The following is a 21000-nucleotide window of genomic DNA, read 5'->3' as shown; positions in this document are numbered from 1 at the left end:
GATGTCCTCCTCGTCGTCGTGGCGGGCGGGGGCGGCCCCCGCCCGGTGGGCTGGTCGGGCCCGTGGGGCGGGGCTGCTCACTTGAAGCCGGTGGACATGTACTGGTCGACGTTGTTCTTGTCGACGACGGCCGAGTACAGGGTGATGGACGCCGGGATCTCGTACTCGGCGAGGCCGCCGACCCCCTTGCCCTGGCCGAGGGCGCGGGCGAGGTCGATCGCGGAGGCGGCCATGGTCGGCGGGTACAGGACGGTCGCCTTGAGGACCTCGTTGTCGGCCTTGATGGCCCGGAAGGCGGAGAGCGAGCCCGCGCCGCCGACCATCAGGAAGTCGTCGCGTCCGGCCTGCTCGACGGCGCGCAGGGCGCCCACGCCCTGGTCGTCGTCGTGGTTCCACAGCGCGTCGAACCCCGACTGCGCCTGCAGCAGCTGGGCCATCTTGGACTGGCCCGACTCGACGGTGAACTCGGCGGCCTGGCGGGCCACCTTCCTGACGTTCGGGTAGTTCCTCAGGGCGTCGTCGAAGCCCTGGGTGCGCTGTTTGGTCAGCTCCAGATTGTCCAGGCCGGCCAGTTCGACGACGCGGGCGTTCCGCTTGTCCTTGAGCTTCTCGCCGATGTAGTGGCCGGCGCTCAGGCCCATGCCGTAGTTGTCGCCGCCGATCCAGCAGCGGTACGCCTGCGGGGTGTTGAAGATGCGGTCGAGGTTGACGACGGGGATGCCGGCGCGCATCGCCTGCAGACCGACCCGGGTGAGCGCCTTGCCGTCGGCGGGCAGCACGACCAGCACGTCGACCTTCTTGTTGATGAGGGTCTCGATCTGACCGATCTGCTGGGCGGTGTCGTTGGAGCCCTCGGTGATCTCCAGGGTGACGTCGGAGTACTTCTCGGCGCGCTTCTTGGCGTTGTCGTTGATGGCGTTGAGCCAGCCGTGGTCGGCCTGCGGTCCGGCGAAGCCGATGGTGACCGGTTTGCCGGGCCTGTCGTCGGCGGCGGGCCGGTCGTTCGCGGCCGGCTCGTCGGCACTGGACTCGTTGCTGGTGCACCCGGTGACCAGGGCTCCGGCGGAGACGGCGGCGGCTCCGAGGAGCAGTCCTCTGCGGCTGGTGAAAGGCGTGCGCTCTGGCATGGCGGTCAAACCCTCTCCTCAGGTCGTGCTCGCGGTTCGGCGCTGGACCAGCACGGCGGCGACGATGATCGCGCCCTTCGCGATCTGCTGGACGTCGCTCTGCAGGTTGTTCAGGGCGAAGATGTTGGTGATCGTGGTGAAGATCAGGACGCCGAGCACGGAGCCGGTGATGGTGCCCCGGCCGCCGCTGAGCAGGGTGCCGCCGATGATCGCGGCGGCGATGGCGTCGAGTTCGTAGAGGTTGCCGTTGGTGTTCTGGCCGGAGCCGGACAGGACGATCAGCAGGAAGGCGGCGATGCCGCAGCACAGCCCGGACAGCAGGTAGAGGTAGAGCCGCTGCCGCCGTACGTCGATGCCGGCCAGCCGGGCGGCCTCCGCGTTGCCGCCGACGGCGACGGTGCGGCGCCCGAAGGTGGTGCGGTCGAGGACCAGCCGGCCGATGACGGTGACCGCCGCGAACACCAGTACCAGCGGCGGCACGCCGAGTACGTAGGCGTCGCGCTCGCCCAGGTCGAGGACGCCGTCGACGGTGACGATCTGGGTGCGCCCGTCGGTGATCTGGAGGGCGAGACCGCGGGCCGAGGCGAGCATGGCGAGCGTGGCGATGAACGGGACCATTCCGCCGTACGCGATGAGCACCCCGTTGATCAGGCCGCATCCCGACCCGACCAGGACGGCGGTGAGGAGGATGCCGCCGAAGCCGTACTCCTGGGTGGCGACGGTGGTCGCCCACACTGAGGCCAGGGCGACGATCGCACCGACGGACAGGTCGATGCCGCCGGAGGTGATGACGAAGGTCATGCCGACGGTGACGACACCGATGACGGACGCCTGGGTGAGGACGAGTTGGAGGTTGCGGGTGTCGAGGAACTCGTCCGGCTTGGTGATGCCGCCGATCAGGACCAGCGCGGCGAGCACCCCGAGCAGGGACAGCGTGCGGACGTCGGCGCGGAACAACACGGCGCGCCAGGCGGGCGGTTCACCGGCCGGGGGCACCTTGTCGGTGCCGTCCCGCGGCGGGGAGACGGGCTGCGTCATGACGCCGGGCTTCCTTCCATGACGAGGTCGAGTACACGGTGTTCGTCGAGCTCGCGGGCGGGCGCCGTGTGCACGACCCGGCCCTCGCGCAGCACCAGGACGCGGTCGGCGAGACCGAGCACCTCGGGCACCTCGCTGGAGACCAGAAGCACGGCCAGACCCTGGTCCACCAGCCGGCGCACGACCGCGTACAGTTCCGCGCGGGCGCCCACGTCGACGCCGCGGGTGGGTTCGTCGAGCAGCAGGACCCGGCAGCCGCGCAGCAGCCAGCGGGCGAGCACCGCCTTCTGCTGGTTGCCGCCGGACAGGGTGCGCACGGGCACGTCCGGGTTGTCGGGGCGCAGGGACAGTTCGCGGGTCGCCGCGCGTGCCGCCCCCAGTTCGGCACCGCGGTCGATCCAGCCGGCCCGTGCGAAGCGGGACATGGCGGAGACCGAGACGTTGCGGGTGACGGACTCCAGCATCAGCAGCGCCTGCGCCTTGCGCTCCTCGGGAGCGAGCCCGAGTCCGGCGCGCACGGCCGCGCGCACGCTGCCCGGCCGCAGGGGGCGTCCGTCGACGAGGACCCGGCCGGTGTCCGGCTTGCGGGCGCCGTAGACCGTCTCGAGGATCTCGGAGCGCCCGGAGCCGACGAGCCCGGCGAGCCCGACGATCTCCCCGGGCCGCACCTGGAGGTCCAGCGGGGCGAACTCGCCCCGGCGGGACAGCCCTTCGACGGTGAGCACCGGTTCGCCGCGGGGGGCGGAGGCGGGTCGCCCGGGGAAGACGTACTCGACGTTGCGTCCCGTCATCAGGGCGACGACCTCGCGGGTCGGCGTCGACTTCGCGGGAAGCCCGCCGGCGACGGCGCGCCCGTCCTTCAGGACCGTCACCCGGTCGCCGATGCGCCGGATCTCCTCGAGCCGGTGCGAGATGTGGACGACGGCGACTCCGTCCGCGGTGAGGCCGGCGACGATGCGGAACAGGTTGTCCACCTCGTCCGGGTCGAGGGCTGCGGAGGGTTCGTCCATGACGATGAGCCGCACGTCGTGGGAGAGGGCCCGTGCCATCGACACGATCTGCTGCTGCGCCGCCGACAACTCGCCGACGGGGCGTGCCGGTTCGATCTCGGGATGCCCGAGTCGCCGCAGCAGCCGTGCTGTCGAGGCGCGGGCGGCCCCGGCGCGGACGACGAAACCGGCGGTCGTGGGTTCATGGCCGAGGTGGACGTTCTCGGCCACCGACAGGTGTTCCACCAGGTCGAGTTCCTGGTAGATGGTGGCGATGCCGAGGCGCATGGCGGCGATGGGCGAGCGGAGGGTGACCGGTTCGCCGCGCCAGTGGATGGTGCCGGTGTCGGGCTGGTGGGCACCGGCCAGCACCTTGATCAGGGTGGACTTGCCGGCGCCGTTCTGACCGAGCAGGCAGTGCACCTCGCCGGCCTGGACGTCGAGGTCGACACCGTCGAGGGCGCGTACTCCGGGGAACGACTTGGTGATGCCGGACATGCTGAGCAGCGGTGGTTGTGGTGCCATGCGGATTCCCCTCGGCGGGCGTGCGGGCAGGCCGGTGGCAGGGCGCGGTGGGCCAACGTTGTCAGGGCAGGACAGGCGGAGTGGAGCGGGCATCGGGGACGGGCTGTCCCGCTCGGTGCCGGGCCGTGCGGGTCCGGTGGCGCGGGCGGTGCCTTGGTGCGTGCCGTCCCTTGGTGCGGGCGGTTCCTTTGCGCGGGCTGTGCCTTTTGCGCGGGCTGTGCCGTGGTGCGGGCGAGGCGAGGCGGTGCCGTGGTGCGGGCGGTGCCGTGGTGCGGGCGGTGCCGTGGTGCGGGCGGTGCCGTGGTGCGGGCGAGGCGAGGCGGTGCCGGCGAGGTGCCGTGGTGCGGGCGTGCGGAGTGCCGTGGTGCCCGGGCAGTGCAGTGGTGGGCGTGCGCGCGTGCTGCGGTGCGTTGCGGAGCGGGCGGGGTGCCCGGTGGGCGTCGCGCTGCGGTAGGTGCTGCCGTGCGGTGTGCGGGTTACGCGGGTGAGAAGAGGTGGTCGCTGATCAGGCGGGCGCCACCGATGACTCCGGCGGTGGGTCCCAACTCGCCCAGGACGATGGGCAGGTTGCCGGTCGCCAGGGGCAGTGACTGGCGGTAGACCTGGGTGCGGATGGCGGCCAGCAGGGTGTGACCGAGGCCGGTCACACCACCGCCGATCACCACCAGGCCCGGGTTGAAGAAGCTGACCAGGCCGGCGATGACCTGGCCGGTGCGGTTGCCGCCCTCGCGGATCAGGTCGAGGGCGGTGGCGTCCCCGGCGGCGGCCGCGGCGGCGACGTCGACGGCACTGAGCGTGCCCTTGGTCTCCAGGCGGCTCGCGAGTTCGACGGAGAGCTGCTGCTGGGCGGCCTCCGTCGCGTCCCGGGCCAGGGCCGCGCCGGAGAAGTGCGCCTCCAGGCAGCCCCGGTTGCCGCAGGCGCACGGGCGGCCGTCGGGCACGGCCTGAATGTGCCCGATGTCGCCCGCGCTGCCCGTCGTCCCGCGGTGGACCTCACCGCCGACGACGATGCCGCAGCCGATGCCGGTGCCGATCTTGACGCAGAGGAAGTCGGCGACGCTGCGGGCGACGCCCGCGTGCTGCTCCCCCATCGCCATGAGGTTCACGTCGTTGTCGACCATGACCGGGCAGCCGAGGTCCTGGCTGAGCGCCTCCCGCACGGGGAAGCCGTCCCAGCCCGGCATGATCGGCGGAGCCACCGGGATGCCCTCGGGGAACCGGACCGGGCCCGGGACGCCGATGCCGGCGCCGTCGAACCCCTCAGCGAGCCCCGAGGCCCTCAGCTTGGCGGCCATGGACAGCACCTGCTCGAAGACCGCGACCGGCCCCTCGCGCACGTCCATGGGCTGGTTGATGTGCCCGAGGATCTCCAGCTCGGCGTTGGTGACGGCGACGTCGACCGAGGTCGCACCGATGTCCACGCCGAGGAACCGCAGGTGCGGGTTGAGCCGGATGTTCTGGGAGCGCCGGCCGCCGCGCGAGGCGGCGAGTCCGTCGGCCACCACCAGCCCCGTCTCCAGCAGCCGGTCCACCTCCACGGCCAGCTTGGACCGTGACAGGTCGACCTGGTCGCCCAGCTGGGCGCGGGAACTGGGGCCGCCGTCGCGCAACAGCCTGAGCAGTCTGGCCTGGTGGGCGTTGGCGGGCCGCGCCGTCATCCGTCTCACGAACCCCTCCCGCCTGGAACGGCCTGTGCGCGCCGGTTTCCGGCCCGCTGTGCGGCCTGCTTTCGGGAGGAACGTAGCAGCGGCCGCCGAGGCTGGGAAGAAGTCGCACAGGAATCGTCCCCTACTTCTTCCACTCGCAGGACAAAGGTGCGTTGCAGTCGACCGGACCGGCGCCGACCGCAACCGCGGTGGCCGGGACGGTGTCTGTCACCGCGAGGGCCGGACACCGAGGAGTGAGCGATACTCCCGGTGGCGAACGGCGGCCCCGGGGGGAATGTCGATGAACGCGTGGGCAGTACCGGGCTACACCGAGTCGCTGGAGCTCGGGGCCGGGGCGAGCGGACGGGTGATTCTGGCCGTCCACGAGGAGACCGGTGTCCCGGTCGCGGTGAAGTACCTCGGCGAGGAGCTGCGCACCCGCCCGGGTTTCGTGCACGACTTCCGCGCGGAGGCCCGGTTGCTGGGCGGGCTGGACAGTCCGTACGTCGCCGGGCTGTACGAGTACGTGGAGTGCCCGGACGGCGCCGCCATCGTGATGGAACTGGTCGACGGCGTCTCCCTGCGGACGCTGCTGGCCCGGCGGGGCCCGGTCGGTCCCGAGGCCGCGCTCGTCGTCCTCAAGGGGTCGCTGCTGGGACTGGCCGACGCACACCGGGTCGGTGTGGTCCACCGGGACTACAAGCCCGAGAACGTGCTGGTGACGGCCGACGGGCTGTCGAAACTGGTCGACTTCGGCATCGCGGTGGACACGGGGGCGTGCGCCGGGGTGGCCGGAACGCCCTCCTACATGGCACCCGAGCAGTGGCGGGGCGAGGCGGCCTCTCCCGCCACCGACGTGTACGCGGCGACGGCGACCTTCTTCGAGTGTCTGACCGGCCGCAAACCGTACGCCGGGGAGAATTTCGCCGAGCTGGCGCTGCGGCACGTCGACGCGCCCGTGCCCGCCGAGGAGGTTCCCGAGGCGGTACGGCCGCTGGTCCACCGCGGGCTGGCCAAGAGCCCGGCGGACCGGCCGGGCGACGCGCGGGCGTTCGTCGCCGAACTGGAGGCGGTGGCCGGTGCCGCGTACGGGCCGGGCTGGGAGGAACGGGGCCGGGGGAGGCTGGCCGCGCTGGTGGCGCTGCTCCCGCTGCTGCTGCCCTCGGCCCGCGGGGGGCAGGGTTCCGCCGTCGACACCGCCCGCACGGTGCTGCGCCGGCCTCCGGGAGGGGGCTGGGCGCGGGCGTGGCTGCCCACCCGGCCCGGACTGGTCGTCGCCACCGCGGCCGCCGCCGTGGCGCTGCTGCTGGCGTACGCGGCGCCGCCGGACTCCGGGCAGGACTCCCGGCGCGCGGCCGAGGCGTTCGCCACCACCAGCGCCCGGCCCGGCGTGACGTCGGGCCCGTCCGCGCCGGCCGGCCCTTCCGGCTCTCCGGCGTCCGGCGCCTCGCCCACCGCCACGGCCGCGGAGAGCACCGCCGGTCCCACGGCCTCCGCCGACGACGCCACGGCGGACACCGGAACGGGACCGGACACGGGGACGGACGCGGGCGCGGGCGCGGGAACGGACACCGGCACGGGGACGGAACCCGGGACCGGTACCGACGAGCCGGGCGGGGCCACCACCGCCCCGCCGGCCACGACGACGCCCCCTCCGCCGCCCCCGCCGGACGACCCGCCGGCCGCGCCCGCGGTCAAGGACGTCACCGTGTCGGAGTGGCGGCAGACGGGGCCGTCCACCGCCTCGGTCACCGTCACCGTGACCACCGACGGCACCGGGCCGGTGTCGATCGACCTCGCCTGGTTCACGGGCAATGCCTCCGGCCAGGCGGGAGCCCCGGACGGCGCGGCCCAGGTCGTCGAGCGCAGCGGCGCCACCCAGTACACCGTGAGCGCCCAGCACACCTTCCAGAACCCCGGGTGCTACTGGACGGTCCGGGCGACCACCGACCCCGCGTCCGCCGACGGCGGCGCGTCCCAGCAGCTCCTCACCAGGGGGTGCGAGCTGCGATGACCCCGACGAACGACCCCGCTCCCCCGCCCGCCGGGAACGCCGGCGGTCAGGCCGGCACCGATGACGACTACAGCGCGACGGTCCTGGCCAGCCACTGGATCCAGCGCCCGGATCCGGACACCGTGCGGGACCCGGCGGCGGCCACGCTCGAGGACCGCGCGACGGTGCCGGACCCGGCCGCGGTCGCCGACCCCGCGTCGGCGACGGCGGCGGCCACCGCCCGGTACGACGGCACGCCGTCCGCCGCAGGGGTCGGGCCGGACCGGATCGAGGGCACGGTGCTGCGGTTCGGCCCGGGTGTCCGGGCGGCCCTCGAGCACCGCTCGCACGTGACCCTGCCCACCGTGGAACCGCCCGCCTCGCCCGCGCGCCGCGGCTGGCGCCGGCACGCGCTGCCCGCCGTGGTGCTGCTCGCCGTGCTGGCGTTCCTCGCCTGGCAGCGCTACGGCCCCGGGCCGACGGTGCGTCAGGTGTCGGTCGCCGCCGACCCCGCCACCGTGGGCTGCGACGGCACCGCGGACCTCGTCGCCACGGTCGCCACGGACGGCAGGCCCGGCACCCTGTCCTACCGCTGGGTGCGCAGCGACGGCACCCGGTCGGGCGTCCTGGAGGAGAAGCTCGCGCGGGGGCGGACACAGGCGCGTCTGCACCTGCTGTGGAGCTTCGAGGGCCGGGGCCGCTACGAGGCCCGGGCGGAACTGCGCATCCTCGCCCCGACCGACCGCACGGCCACGGTCCGCCTCACCTACGACTGCCCCTGAGGGCCCGCGGCCGCCACCCGGCCCCCGCCACGACCTCCCACCGCACCGGCAGCCCCCTCGCCCGGGACCGGCACGGACCGCACCCGGACGGCAGCCCGGTCCACGGCTCGGGGGGCATCAGGGGCAGCGGACGACCTGACCGGCGTACGACAGGTTGCCGCCGAAGCCGAACAGCAGGGCCGGGTCACCGGTCGTCACCGCGCCCCGCTCGACCAGCTTGGACAGGGCGAGCGGGATGCTCGCGGCCGAGGTGTTGCCGGACTCGGTGACGTCCCGGGCGACGACCGCGTCGACCGCGCCTATCCTGCGCGCGAGGGGTTCGATGATCCGCAGGTTGGCCTGGTGCAGCACGACCGCAGCGAGGTCCCGCGGCTCCAGTCCGGCCTTCTCGCAGGCCCGGCGGGCGATGGCCGGCAGCTGTGTGGTGGCCCAGCGGTAGACGCTCTGCCCCTCCTGCGCGAACCGCGGCGGGGTCCCCTCGATCCGGACGGCGTTGCCCATCTCGGGCACCGACCCCCACAGCACGGGCCCGATCCCGGGCTCCTCCGCGGCCTCCACCACGGCGGCGCCCGCCCCGTCGCCGACCAGCACGCAGGTGGAGCGGTCGGTCCAGTCCGCCACGTCGGACATCTTGTCGGCGCCGACGACCAGCGCGCGGCTCGCGGCACCGGCCCGCAGGGCGTGGTCCGCGGTGGCGAGGGCGTGGGTGAATCCGGCGCACACCACGTTGACGTCCAGCACGGCGGGGCCGGGGATGCCGAGGCGCGCGGCGACCCGGGCCGCCATGGTGGGCGAGCGGTCGATCGCGGTGGAGGTGGCGACCAGCACGAGGTCGATGTCGGCGGGCGTGCGTCCGGCGGCGGCGAGCGCCTTGGCGGCGGCGTGCGCGGCGAGTTCGTCGACCGGCTCGTCGGGACCCGCGACATGCCGGGTGCGGATGCCGACCCGGCTCGTGATCCACTCGTCGCTGGTGTCGACCATGCCCGCCAGGTCCTCGTTGGTGAGCACCTTGGCAGGCTGGTAGTGGCCGACGGCGGCGATGCGCGAACCGGTCATGACGGGTCCCCCTCGGGTCGGATGCAGGATGCACCAGTCTGATCAGTGACTCACGAGTACGAGGGCACCCGAACCGACAGCAAACACCCGCCACGCTTGTCGGCTTCCACATCACCCGGTACGGGCACCACCCCTTGGCCGGGCGGCCTCGCGTCCGGTCAGCGGCCTGCGTCCAGCCGGCGCACGTACCGGTCCCGGAAGTCCGGGCCGGGTGTGAGGGCGCCACCGCACCCCAGGTCGTCCGTCCACACCTGTCCGCGGGCGGGGCCGGTGACCACCGGACGGTGGAAGGAGCCGCAGCCGATCTCGGCCAGGACGAGGGAGCCGGTGAACCAGCACGGGGAGAAGTCCTCCTCGCCCGGCGCGTGCTGGTCGCACACGGGCCGCTCGGGCGAGGGGAGGAACGGGCCGGAGTGCGGGAAGGGCACGGACAGCAGGTCGAGGTCCTCCTGCCACTGCAGCCAGGTGTCGCCACCGCACGCGTACGGGCCGTGCGCCGGACCGGCGCCGCCGCAACCGACGGTGGTGAGGAACGAGCGGTGGGGGGCGGGAGCGCGAAGCGATGCTCCCGCTCGTAGCGGGACACGGCGGCCTCCGGCACCGGCGGATGCAGCGTCCAGCGCGCGGGTCCGCCCGGACGCCGGCCGCGATGACGCCGGCGGCGCAGCACCCGTATCCGGGCAGGTCCGGCCAGCACCCGTATCCGCCCACGCACCTCGTCGGCGTTCCACGCCGGCCGCACGCCGGCACCTGGCCCGCCCGCCGCCGGGGCGCGGTGACGTGCGGTCCGCGGTCCGCCCCGCGCGTGCAGGACAATGAGGGGTGGAGGTCACCTCGCCGCACGACCACCCGGTGACCCCCGGGCGGCCGGGCGGCGAGGGCCTCCGCTTCGGGGCCGGCCGGTGCGGAACCGGGACGGATCGGACGGGCAGGGGACATGGGACGAGTCACGGAACGACGCAGGGTGATCCGCATCCGGGACGGGGCGGTGTCCAGCCGGCCGGACACGCTCGTCGCGGAGGAACCCCTGGAGATACGGCTGAACGGCCGGCCGCTGGCGGTCACCATGCGCACACCGGGTGACGACTTCGCGCTGGCCGCCGGTTTCCTGGTGAGCGAAGGGGTGCTGGGCGCCGCGCCGGAGCTGCTGAACATCGTCTACTGCGCCGGTGCCGTCGCCGACGGAACGAACACCTACAACGTGGTCGACGTACGGACCGCCCCGGACGTGGTGGTCCCGGACATCACCCTGGAGCGCAACGTCTACACCACCTCGTCCTGCGGCCTGTGCGGCAAGGCGAGCCTGGACGCGGTGCGCACCACGGCCCGCTGGCCGCTGGCCGACGATCCCCCGCTGCGCCTCTCCCCGGAGCTGCTGGCGGCGCTGCCCGACCGGCTGCGCGCGTCGCAGCGGGTGTTCGACCGGACCGGGGGGCTGCACGCGGCCGCCCTGTTCGACGAGGACGGGCAGCTGCTGGACGTGCGCGAGGACGTGGGCCGGCACAACGCCGTCGACAAGCTGGTCGGACGGGCGCTGCGGGAGGGGAGTCTGCCGTTGTCGCGGACGGTGCTGCTGGTGTCCGGCCGGGCCTCGTTCGAGCTGGCGCAGAAGGCGGTGATGGCGGGCATCCCCGTGCTGGCGGCGGTCTCCGCGCCGTCCTCCCTGGCGGTGGACCTGGCGGCCGGGACGGGCCTGACCCTGGTGGGCTTCCTGCGCGGCCGTTCCATGAACGTCTACGCCGGTGAGGACCGCATCGCGCTGCGCGCCGGGGCCACCCGCGGCTGACCCGCGGCACCACGCGCCATTTACCGGAGCCGCGGCGGTCGGCTAACGTCCCCGACCGTGCCCGATCCATCAGCGCGAGCACGACGGCGGACGGGGACCGGGATCGGCCTGGTGCTGGCCCTGGTCCTCGGTGCGGTGCTGCTCACCGCCCTGCCGGACGACGAACGCCGGGGCGACGCCGACGGCTGCGCACCCCGCACCGTCGCCTCCTGGTCCGCGGACGACCCGCTCACCTCGGAGTTCTCCCGCTACGGCGACGACGCCGCCCGCGCCGACGACTGGACCGGCGGCGACGGCACCCACTCGGTGCGGCTGCCGGACGGCCGACTGCTGTGGCTCTTCTCGGACACCTACCTGGGCCGGGTGCACCGCCCGCCCAACCCGGTCGGCGAGTCCGTCGCCTGGCGGGACAGCACCGAGCCCCTCGTGCGCAACTCGGCCGTGGTGATGCGCGACGGCCGCCTGGAGGCCACCCTGCCCGCGCCGCTCTTCCCCGATCCGGCCCCGGACCAGTGGCGCTGGCCGGTCGCCGCCCGGGTCGAGCCCCGCTCACCGGGCTCCTCGGAGAAGGTCCTGCGGGTCCTGCTGTGGGTGCGTACGGCGGGACAGGCCCCGTGGATCTACGGCGTGCCCACCGCCACCGAGGTCGCCACGCTGTCCCTGCCCGATCTGCGCCCGGAGTCGGTGGTGCAGGTGCTGGACCAGCGGCAGGTCACCGACCCGTCCCGGCGGGTCCTGTTCGGCACGACGCTCGTGGCGCGGGACGGCTGGACGTACGTCTTCGGCGGCGACGACCGCCGTGCCGCCGCCCGCCCCGCCTCGCACGCATACGTGGCGCGGGTTGCGGACGGAGCCCTCGCCGACCCGGCTGCCTGGGAGTACTGGAACGGCTCCGCGTGGCAGACCCGCGCCCGCCCGCGCCCGGTGCTCGGCGACGGGCGGCGCACGGGAGTGGGCAGCGCGTTCTCCGTGGTGCGGGACGGGGAGACGTACGTGCTGTTCACCATGGCCACCGGGACGAAGGGCCTGACGACGCTGGCGGCGTACTGGGCCTGCTCTCCCACTGGGCCCTGGCACGGACCGGCGAAGGAGTTCACCCCCGCGCTGCCGCAGAGCGGGGTCGCCGCCTACAACCCGCAGACCCACCCGGCGCTGAGCGGCGACGGGCGGCTGGTGCTCAGCTACGACGTCAACTGGATGGAGACGACCGGAGCCGCGGTGATGCTCAGCCGGAACGTGTCCCTGTACCGGCCCCGGTTCGTGACGGTCCGGCTGGGTCCGGGCCGGTGACGTCCGGCACGGGGTCGTGCGAGCGGCGCCTGGCGATCACGGCGCAGACCATCAGCTGCATCTGGTGGAACAGCATCAGCGGCAGCAGGGCCAGCGAGGCGTGCGCGCCGAACAGGACGCTCGCCATGGGCAGCCCGGCGGCCAGGGACTTCTTGGAGCCCGCGAACTGGATCGCGATCCGGTCCTCCCGGCCGAAGCGCAGCGCCTTGGCGCCGTACCAGGTCAGCAGCAGCATCACGGCGAGCAGCACGGCCTCGACGGCGAGCAGTCCGCCGAGCCGGGCGGGGCTGACCTGCCGCCAGACGCCCTGGACCATGCCCTCGCTGAACGCGGTGTAGACGACGAGCAGGATGGAACCGCGGTCGACCAGCCCCAGCACCTTGCGGTGGCGGGCGACGAAGCCGCCGATCCAGCGGCGCAGCACCTGCCCGGCGAGGAAGGGCACCAGCAGCTGCAGCACGATCTTCACCAGCGAGTCGGCGGAGAACCCGCCCGCGCTGCCGCCCAGCAGCGCCGCCGCGAGCAGCGGGGTGACGACAATCCCGACCAGCGAGGAGAAGGAGCCGGCGCAGACGGCGGCGGGCACGTTGCCCCGGGCGATCGAGGTGAACGCGATCGAGGACTGGATGGTGGAGGGGACGAGGGTGAGGAAGAGCAGGCCCTGGTGGAGAGAGTCGGTCAGCAGCACGGGGACGAGCCCGCGCGAGGCCAGGCCGAGCAGCGGGAACAGGACGAAGGTGCAGGCCAGCACGGTGAGGTGGAGTCGCCAGTGGCGCAGCCCGTCCAGGGCCTCACGGGTGGACAGGCGGGCGCCGTAGAGGAAGAACAGCAGGGCGATCGCGGCGGTGGAGGCACCGGAGGCGACGTCCGCGCCCGTGCCGCGCGCCGGGAACAGCGTGGCCAGGCCGACCGTCCCGAGCAGGAGCAGGAGGTACGGGTCGACCGGTATGCGGCTCGGCCGTCGCAGGCGTTTCACGGTGCTCCACTTTCGTCGCTCACTGTCCGGCGGTCGTCGGCCGCCCTCCTCATCGTGCGTGTTCCCCCCGGCGATCGGGAATCCCGTACACCGTTCTGACTGTCATCACGTGGCGCGATAACGTGTCCGGTGTGTACGACCCGTCCCATCTGCGCACGTTCCTGTCGGTGGCCCAGACGCTGAGCTTCACGCAGGCCGCCCGGCGGCTCGGCCTGCGCCAGTCGACCGTCAGCCAGCACGTGCGGCGGCTGGAGGACGTCACGGGACGGCAGCTGTTCAGCCGGGACACCCACTCGGTGGCGCTGACCGAGGACGGTGAGGCGATGCTGGGCTTCGCGCGCCGGATCCTGGACGTGCACGAGCAGGCGGCGGCGTTCTTCACCGGCGCCAGGCCGCGCGGCAGGCTGCGGTTCGGCGCGTCGGAGGACTTCGTGCTCACCCGGCTCCCGGAGATCCTGGAGCGGTTCCGGGAGGAGCATCCCGAGGTCGACCTGGAGCTGACGGTCGAGCTGTCGGGCACGCTGCACGAGCAGCTGGCGGCGGGCCGGCTCGACCTGGTGCTGGCCAAGCGGCGGCCGGAGGACCCGCGGGGCGAGCTGGTCTGGCACGACGAACTGGTGTGGATCGGAGCGCCCCGGCTGCGGCTCGACCCGGGGCGTCCCGTGCCGCTGATCGTCTATCCGCCGCCGGGCATCACCCGGGCGCTCGCCCTGCGGGCGCTGGAGCGGCAGGGCCGCGACTGGCGCATCGCCTGCACCAGCGGCAGCCTGAACGGCCTCCTCGCGGCGGCCCGCGCCGGCCTCGGCGTGATGGTCCACTCCCGCGGCCTGATCCCGCCCGGGCTGGTACGCGTCCCCGACCGCGCGGATCTGCCCGAACCCGGCCGGGTCGACTTCGTCCTGGTGCACGGCCACCGCCGCCCCTCCGCCCAGGACGCGGCGGACGCCCTGGCGGCGGCGATTCTCGGCGGCGGCGACCGCCTCCACCGCACAGGCGCCGGGGGCAGGTGAGCGGGCGGACGCCGTCGTCCTGCGGCGGGCGGTGACGTTCTGCCCCGCCCGTACGCTGATCCCGGTGAGGCCCCCGTGCACGGCGCGGTGGGCCTGCGGGTGTCGCCGCCGGGGCGTACAGATTTCGTGGAGATTGCGGCACCGAACCTCGCTCAACCGTCAGGTTTGTGTCCGACCCTTCCCCATGTGAGCGCATTTCCCGTCACTGACCAGCATGGACGAGAGCGTTGCTCACCTTCCCGGCCCCTCCCGCGCCCCGGCCGGGTGGGGTAGCTTTCACCGCGCCGTGCGGGGTGTCACTGTCGAAACGCCGAGGAGCGAGCGGGGAGCGGGGATTGCGCGAGTTCACCAACCCTCCGTCGGCGTCGGCACCTCCCGCGGGCGGTCTGGCCGACGTGGTCTTCCGGTATGCCGAGGAGGACCCGCTGCACGCCGCGCTCGGCCGCAAGGACGGGGCCGGCCGCTGGCGGGACGTGACCAGCGCCGAGTTCCGCGACGAGGTCCTCGCCCTCGCCAAGGGCCTGCTGGCCCAGGGCGTCCGCTTCGGCGACCGGGTCGCGATCATGTCCCGTACCCGTTACGAGTGGACGTTGTTCGACTTCGCGCTGTGGACGATCGGCGTCCAGGTCGTCCCCGTCTACCCCACGTCCTCCGCCGATCAGTGCCTCTGGATGCTGCACGACGCCGCGGTGACCGCCGCGGTCGTGGAACACGAGGACCACGCGATGACGATCGCCACCGTCATCGACCGGCTGCCGGCCATGCGCCGGCTGTGGCAGCTCGACGCGGGGGCGGTGCAGGAGCTGTACGACGCGGGCGCGCACCTCGACGACGAGGTGGTGCACCGCCACCGCCGGGCGGTCACCCCGGACTCGGTCGCCACGATCATCTACACCTCGGGCACCACGGGCCGCCCCAAGGGCTGTGTGCTGTCCCACGGCAACTTCATGTACGAGGCGGACACCGTCGTCGAGCGCTGGGAGCCGGTGTTCCACTCCAGGAAGGGCGACGAGGCGTCGACGCTGCTGTTCCTGCCGCTCGCGCACGTCTTCGGCCGCATGGTGCAGGTCGCCGGCGTCCGCGGCAAGGTCAAGTTCGGGCACCAGCCCCAGCTGGACGCCGCCGCCCTGCTGCCCGACCTCGCCGCGTTCCGGCCGACGTTCTTCCTGGCGGTGCCGTACATCTTCGAGAAGGTGTTCAACGCCGCGCGGCGCAAGGCGGAGCGGGAGGGCCGCTCGGGACCGTTCGAGAAGGCCGTCGAGGTGGCCGTCAGGTACGCGGACGCGATGGAGGCGAGGGCGTGGGGCACCGGGCCCGGCCCGTCGACACCGCTGCGGATGCAGCACCAGTTCTTCGACAAGCTCGTCTACGGGAAGATCCGCTCGGCGATGGGCGGCCGCATCCGGCACGCCATGTCCGGCGGCTCGGCGATGGACCGGCGGCTCGGTCTGTTCTTCGCGGGCGCGGGCGTGCACATCTACGAGGGGTACGGCCTGACGGAGTCGACCGCCGCCGCCACGGCGAACCCGCCCGAACGCACCCGCTACGGGACCGTGGGCCGCCCGATCCCGGGCGTCACCGTGCACATCGCCGAGGACGGCGAGATCTGGCTGCGCGGCGACAACGTCTTCCAGGGGTACCTGAACCATCCCGAGGCGACCGGCGAGACCCTGCGCGACGGCTGGCTGGCCACCGGTGACCTGGGCGTGCTGGACGAGGACGGCTACCTCACCATCACGGGCCGCAAGAAGGAGATCCTGGTCACCTCGGGCGGCAAGAGCGTCTCGCCGAGCCGGCTGGAGGAGCGGGTGCGGGACCACCCGCTGGTCAACCAGTGCATCGTCGTCGGCAACGACCGCCCGTTCGTCGCCGCGCTGGTCACCCTCGACCAGGAGGCCGTCGAGCACTGGCTGGCGATGCGCAACAAAACGAGCATGCCGCCGGCGGAGCTGGTGCGGGACCCCGATCTGGAGGCGGAGGTGCGGCGCGCGGTGGTCGCCGCCAACACGCTTGTCTCCCAGGCCGAGTCGATCCGCACCTTCCGCATCCTGGCGCAGCCGTTCACCGAGGAGCACGGGCTGCTCACGCCGTCGCTGAAGCTCAAGCGGAGGGCGATCGAGAAGGCGTACGCGGACGAGGTGGAGGCGTTGTACCGCGCGTGAATTCTCCGGTCAGGAATGCATCACGGGCCGTGATCGTTGACGATGTGCGTATCACCTGACCACAACCGAAGGATCGAGAGCTCGTGAGCATGGTCCCCCCGATCACCCTGAACAACGGCGTCGTGATGCCCCAGCTGGGCTTCGGCGTCTGGCAGGTGCCGGACGACGAGGCCGAGACGGCGGTCGCGACGGCGCTGGAGGCCGGCTACCGCAGCATCGACACCGCGGCGGCTTACCACAACGAGGCGGGTACCGGCAAGGCCATCGCGACGTCGGGCCTCCCCCGCGAGGACCTCTTCGTCACCACCAAGCTCTGGAACAGCGACCAGGGGTACGACTCCACGCTGCGCGCCTTCGACGCGTCGCTGTCGAAGCTCGGTCTGGAGTACGTGGACCTGTACCTGATCCACTGGCCGCTGCCGTCCCGGGACACCTACGTGGACACCTACCGGGCGTTCGAGAAGCTCCACGCCGACGGCCGGATCCGGGCGATCGGCGTGTCCAACTTCCTGCCGGAGCACCTGGAGCGGCTGATCGGCGAGACGTCGGTCGTCCCGGCGGTCAACCAGATCGAGCTGCACCCGCACCTCCAGCAGCACGCCGCCCGTGAGTACCACGCGGAGCGGGGCATCGTCACCGAGGCGTGGTCGCCGCTGGGCCAGGGCAGGGGCCTGCTGGAGGTCCCGGCGCTCGTGGCCATCGCGCGCAAGCACGGCCGCACCCCGGCACAGGTCGTCCTGCGCTGGCACATCCAGCTGGGGAACGTCGTCATCCCCAAGTCGGTGACACCGTCCAGGATCAAGGAGAACATCGACGTCTTCGACTTCAGCCTGGACGCCGAGGACCTCGCGGCGATCAGCGCCCTGAACGAGGACCGGCGCCTGGGCCCCGACCCGGCGACGTTCGACATGGCGTGACCGGACGGGGCCGGCAGCGGCGAGGGCGGGGCCCAGGCGACCGGACCCCGCCCCTCGCCGTGCGGCCCGCGCTCAGTCGGGCTCGACGCTGCCGATCGGACGGTGGGTGGCGATACCGGCGTTGGTGACCACCGTGTCCAGCCGCCCGAACGCCCTCGGCACGGTCTCGACGGCGGAGCGCACGTGCTCGTACTCGGCGGCGTTCCCGGCCGGTGTCAACGGCCCGGCGGGTGCCCCCGGTTCCTTCGCGAACCGGCGCAGCCGTTCCTCCCCGCGCCCGGCGCCGGCCACCCGGTGCCCGGCGTCCGGCAATCGCCGTGCGATCGCGGCACCGATGCCGGTCCCCCGCCGGTGACGAGCGCGACCGGAGACCCGGTCATGGTCACCCCCCTGTGTCGGTGACCGCCGGGGAGTCCGTCACTTGGAGAGCGGTCCAGGTCAAGGGCGTTACCGGACCGGCCGCACCGCGGTGTGGACCGTGTGGGCCGCCAGGAGGAACACGTCCGGGCGGTGGTGCACGCTCGCCCGGTCGCCGGGGTCGAGGAGGCGGTCGAGGGTGGCGCGATCGTCGGCGTCGAGGGCGTCGGCGAGGACGTCGCGGGTGCGGGTGAGGATGTCGACGACGTAGGCGCGGACGCGGTCGGTGACCGGGGCGGGGAGGTCGAGGAGGAAGGTGCGGGTGCGGGTGTGGTGCAGGCCGGCCGAGGTCAGCAGGGCGGGCCAGTCCTCGATGTGGGCGACGGTGCCCGGCAGGTCGGTGCGCATCCGGTCGAACCGGTCCTCCTCCAGCGCGTCGATGCGCGCCTGGAGGCCCGGACGGCCGAACCCGATGTCGCGCGGCAGGAAGCGGGCGGGCAGGCCGCCCTCGAGTACGGCGAGGGTGCCGCCGGGCGCCAGCCGCTGCGCGAAGGCGGTGAGCGCGGCGCGCTGGTCACCGAGGTGGTGCACGCTGCGGCTGGCCCACAGCAGGTCGGCCGGGTAGTCCAGTTCGTCGAGCGCCTCGGGCAGTTCGCCGGCGAGGGTGCCGAAGCGGTCGCCGGCGCCCAGGCGGGCGGCCCGCGCGTGCGCCCGCTCCAGCAGCGGCTCCGAGCTGTCGACGGCCACGACCCGGGCGCCGGGGAACGTCTCGGCGAACAGGCACGAGATGACGCCGGGTCCGCTGCCGGCGTCCACGATCAGGCCGGGTTCGGTCACCTCCTTCGCCAGCCAGGTCAGTGCCCGTTCGTACAGGGGCGTGAAGACTTCCGCCTGGGACTCCAGCAGGGTGGCCATCTCGGCCCAGTCGATGTCGGTGTGGTCGTGGTGGTGCGCCATGGTGGTCAGCCTCTCCGCTCGGTTGCCGTCAGAGTGCGACGACGCACCGAGGTGGAGCAAACGATGTTGCCACTCCCGCAAAACGGGGCGCGGGCACGGGTGATCCGCCGGTGCGGGAGGCCCGCACCGGCGGATCGGCGCTCATCCGGTCAGGACAGCGGCGGGTACGCGTTGCGCATCAGTTCCTGGAACTGTGCCGAGAACCAGTGCCCCGAGATCGGGGCGTCCGGGAGGGCGCCGGACATGTTGTTGTTGTTGCGCGGGTTGCCGGTGTACGTCGGGTCGCACATCCGGTCGAAGCCCTTGCCCTCGTCGTTGTCGATGGCCTTGCTCGACCCGTCGGACTCGCCCGGGGGCTTCATCCACACGTAGGCGTCGATGCCGGGCTCCGGGGCCGCCTTGGGCCGCTCGCCGAGGCCGGCGCCCTTCTGGTTGCACCAGTTGCCGAGGTGGATCCGGCGGTCGTAGCGGCCGCCGTCGACATAGGTGTCCACGCTGGTCGTGGCGCCGGGTCCGGTGGGCCGGGCGGTACCGCCCCAGCCGTTGCGGGACGTGTCGATCAGCATGCCGATCTTCGAGTCGAAGCCGAGCGACACCAGCTTCTCCCGCAGGGCCTTGGCGTACGACAGCTCGTCGACGTAGCGGTTCCAGTCGACCCACTTCGACTCGCGCACCGACTTGCCGGCCACGGTCTGGCCGACGGAGAAGTGGTCCTCCTTCAGGGCGCTGTAGTTGGCCGTGTTGGCGATGAAGCCGTGCACGTCGGCCACGGTCGCGCCCTCGGCGGTCGCGGCCTGCTTGAACATCTCCGCGGAGGCGCCGAAGTTGTCGTCCCAGCCGAGCCAGCCGTGGTGGCCGGCGTCGACGTAGTTGTAGACGTTGGGAGCGTCGCCGAGCTTGTTCAGCGCGTAGCCGACGCCCTTCACGTAATTGCCGTTGGCCTTCATCGTGTCGCAGTTGGGCGTGGCGGTGGGCCGCGGCGTCACGTTGGTGACCAGGTTGGGCAGCGAGTCGATCTCGACCGTGGTGACGATGCGCAGCGAGGCGTACTTCGGGTCGGCGAGGATGGCCTTGATCGGGTCGATGTACTGCGTCTTGTACTTGTCGATCTCGGTCGGGCCGAGTTCGCCGTTGGAGGCGAGGGCGGAGCAGTCACGGCCGGGCAGGTTGTAGACGACGAGCTGGACGACGAGTTCGCCCTGGCCCTTCTGCTGCAGCGCCTCGTCGAGGTGGTCGCGCAGGCCCATGCCTCCGTCGACCCCCTCGATGGCGGCGATGCGGTCCAGCCACACGCCGGTGGGCTGGTTGGCGATGCGGCTGCCGCCCGGCTCGGCGGCGGCCTTCGCGGACCACTCGGGGTTCACGTAGACCTTGGCGCCGCTGTAGGGGTTGTCGACGCGGCTGCCCGGTCCGGGAGGCGGGTCGGTCGGGCCCGGCGGGTCGGTCGGGCCGCCGGAGTCGACGTTGCAGGTCACACCGTCGAGGGTGAAGGTGGTGGGGACGGCGTTGCTCCCGCTGTAGGTGCCCTGGAAGCCGAAGGTGGCCGAACCCCCGGTGGCGAGCGTGCCGTTGTAGGACTCGTTGGCGGCGGTGACGTCCGCGCCGGACTGCGTGACCTTGGCGTTCCAGCCGCTGGTCACCTTCTGGTCGCCGGCGTAGGACCACTTCACCGCCCACGACGCCTTCGCGGCGCCGTTGTTGGTGACGGTCACGGAGGCCGTGAAGCCGGTGTTCCACTGGTTCTGCACCGTGTAGTCGACGGTGCAGGGGACGGCGGCGGTGCCGACGTCACCCGGGAGGGCGGCGAACGCCGTCCCGGTGGCGCCGGCCACCAGCGCCAGGGCGGCGAGGAGCGCGGTTCTGGTGCGACTCATGAGTGGGGGTTTCCTATCCGTAGGGGTGCCTGGTGTTCGGGGGTGCGCGCGTGCGCGTGCCCCGGTGCCGTACGGGGTGGGAACGTCGCGTGACCGGACTCAGGGGGGCCTGGGACGCGGTCCGGCCGATGCGCGGGGCCGCACCGGCCACGCGAGGTTTCCGGGAAGTGCGCCGGCCCCGCGCCGGAATACGGATGGTGCCGTCGAGCCGGAACACCGCCGGTCCGGTGCCGGCCCCTGGGGAGAGGCCGTGGCGGAGTGCTCCGCCGTGCACAGGGGTGCGGGTTCGTGCGCCGTGACGGTCGGCGCGGCCGGGGTGCCCCACGGGACACGGCCGCACCCACGGCTCAAAGTACTGAACGCGGGGGGTGGCGCATGAGCGGAGTCCTTGCAGTACGGGCGCGCCGTCACCCACGCGCCGACTGATGGGAACGCTCCCACTGGTGCCATGAAGGTAGCGCCAAGTGACGGCGAAGAACAGAGGAGTAACCAGGTTTCGCTCAACTCCGGTTGTC

General features: G+C 73.1%; 16 protein-coding genes and 1 pseudogene. 7 read left to right on the top strand and 10 right to left on the bottom strand.

Annotation, left to right across the window (positions count from 1 at the left end):
• Positions 1–77 precede the first annotated feature (77 nt).
• From ACFYOV_RS10670 to ACFYOV_RS10655, 4 genes are all read right to left on the bottom strand, one after another.
• Positions 78–1127 carry a substrate-binding domain-containing protein gene (locus ACFYOV_RS10670; protein WP_389085660.1) on the bottom strand — a complete coding sequence of 350 codons (1050 nt, stop codon included), beginning with the start codon at positions 1125–1127 and terminating at the stop codon, positions 78–80.
• An 18-nt stretch (positions 1128–1145) separates the two neighbouring features.
• A complete protein-coding gene (locus ACFYOV_RS10665) occupies positions 1146–2165 on the bottom strand; it encodes an ABC transporter permease (RefSeq protein ID WP_389085444.1) in 1020 nt (339 codons plus the stop codon).
• Positions 2162–3679 carry a sugar ABC transporter ATP-binding protein gene (locus ACFYOV_RS10660; RefSeq protein ID WP_389085441.1) on the bottom strand — a complete coding sequence of 506 codons (1518 nt, stop codon included), beginning with the start codon at positions 3677–3679 and terminating at the stop codon, positions 2162–2164. Before ACFYOV_RS10660 ends, ACFYOV_RS10665 begins: the two co-directional genes overlap by 4 nt.
• A gap of 476 nt (positions 3680–4155) precedes the next feature.
• A complete protein-coding gene (locus ACFYOV_RS10655) occupies positions 4156–5337 on the bottom strand; it encodes an ROK family protein (RefSeq protein ID WP_389085658.1) in 1182 nt (393 codons plus the stop codon).
• A gap of 289 nt (positions 5338–5626) precedes the next feature.
• On the opposite strand from ACFYOV_RS10655, the gene ACFYOV_RS10650 reads away from it, so the two are divergent.
• The gene (locus ACFYOV_RS10650; RefSeq protein ID WP_389085439.1) at positions 5627–7339 is read left to right on the top strand and encodes a serine/threonine-protein kinase; all 1713 of its coding nucleotides are present in this window, start codon (positions 5627–5629) and stop codon (positions 7337–7339) included.
• On the top strand, positions 7336–8100 hold the full coding sequence (locus ACFYOV_RS10645) for a hypothetical protein (protein WP_389085437.1): 765 nt from the start codon (positions 7336–7338) through the stop codon (positions 8098–8100). The genes ACFYOV_RS10650 and ACFYOV_RS10645 overlap by 4 nt, the downstream gene beginning before the upstream one ends.
• Positions 8101–8217: 117 nt before the next feature.
• Here the strand turns inward: ACFYOV_RS10645 and ACFYOV_RS10640 are convergent, their stop codons facing one another.
• Complete coding sequence (locus ACFYOV_RS10640) at positions 8218–9156, bottom strand: beta-ketoacyl-ACP synthase III (RefSeq protein WP_389085434.1); 939 nt, start codon at positions 9154–9156, stop codon at positions 8218–8220.
• A gap of 158 nt (positions 9157–9314) precedes the next feature.
• Positions 9315–9584: a hypothetical protein gene (locus ACFYOV_RS10635; protein ID WP_389085432.1), complete on the bottom strand. Its 270-nt coding sequence runs from the start codon at positions 9582–9584 to the stop codon at positions 9315–9317.
• A gap of 509 nt (positions 9585–10093) precedes the next feature.
• Between ACFYOV_RS10635 and fdhD the strand changes: the two genes are divergently transcribed.
• On the top strand, positions 10094–10942 hold the full coding sequence (gene fdhD, locus ACFYOV_RS10630; RefSeq protein WP_389085429.1) for a formate dehydrogenase accessory sulfurtransferase FdhD: 849 nt from the start codon (positions 10094–10096) through the stop codon (positions 10940–10942).
• A gap of 57 nt (positions 10943–10999) precedes the next feature.
• On the top strand, positions 11000–12232 hold the full coding sequence (locus ACFYOV_RS10625) for a DUF4185 domain-containing protein (protein WP_389085427.1): 1233 nt from the start codon (positions 11000–11002) through the stop codon (positions 12230–12232).
• Here ACFYOV_RS10625 and ACFYOV_RS10620 read toward each other — a convergent pair.
• A complete protein-coding gene (locus ACFYOV_RS10620) occupies positions 12168–13208 on the bottom strand; it encodes a bile acid:sodium symporter family protein (RefSeq protein WP_389085424.1) in 1041 nt (346 codons plus the stop codon). The genes ACFYOV_RS10625 and ACFYOV_RS10620 overlap by 65 nt on opposite strands.
• Positions 13209–13339: 131 nt before the next feature.
• On the opposite strand from ACFYOV_RS10620, the gene ACFYOV_RS10615 reads away from it, so the two are divergent.
• The 3 genes from ACFYOV_RS10615 (at position 13340) to ACFYOV_RS10605 (ending at position 17297) form a co-directional block, all read left to right on the top strand.
• Positions 13340–14218 (top strand): LysR substrate-binding domain-containing protein, encoded by an 879-nt coding sequence (locus ACFYOV_RS10615; protein ID WP_389085422.1) that lies wholly within the window; start codon positions 13340–13342, stop codon positions 14216–14218.
• A 335-nt stretch (positions 14219–14553) separates the two neighbouring features.
• Positions 14554–16380, top strand: coding sequence for an AMP-dependent synthetase/ligase (locus ACFYOV_RS10610; RefSeq protein WP_389085420.1), 1827 nt, complete (start codon positions 14554–14556; stop codon positions 16378–16380).
• An 89-nt stretch (positions 16381–16469) separates the two neighbouring features.
• Entirely contained in the window at positions 16470–17297 is an 828-nt protein-coding gene (locus ACFYOV_RS10605; protein WP_389085655.1) for an aldo/keto reductase, read from the top strand.
• Positions 17298–17375: 78 nt separating this feature from the next.
• Here ACFYOV_RS10605 and ACFYOV_RS10600 read toward each other — a convergent pair.
• The 3 genes and pseudogenes from ACFYOV_RS10600 to ACFYOV_RS10590 form a co-directional block, all read right to left on the bottom strand.
• Positions 17376–17677, bottom strand: a pseudogene (locus tag ACFYOV_RS10600) (SDR family NAD(P)-dependent oxidoreductase); the annotation flags it as partial.
• Between the two features lie 67 nt (positions 17678–17744).
• On the bottom strand, positions 17745–18611 hold the full coding sequence (locus tag ACFYOV_RS10595) for a class I SAM-dependent methyltransferase (RefSeq protein WP_389085418.1): 867 nt from the start codon (positions 18609–18611) through the stop codon (positions 17745–17747).
• 149 nt (positions 18612–18760) lie between these two features.
• Positions 18761–20485, bottom strand: a complete 1725-nt coding sequence (locus tag ACFYOV_RS10590) for a glycoside hydrolase family 6 protein (protein WP_389085415.1) — start codon at positions 20483–20485, stop codon at positions 18761–18763.
• Positions 20486–21000 lie beyond the last annotated feature (515 nt).

Origin of the sequence: Streptomyces sp. NPDC005931 (assembly GCF_042871235.1) — a bacterium.
Classification (GTDB): domain Bacteria; phylum Actinomycetota; class Actinomycetes; order Streptomycetales; family Streptomycetaceae; genus Streptomyces.
Note: the sequence above shows the minus strand (reverse complement) of the source record. Positions and strands in the feature narration are given on the sequence as shown.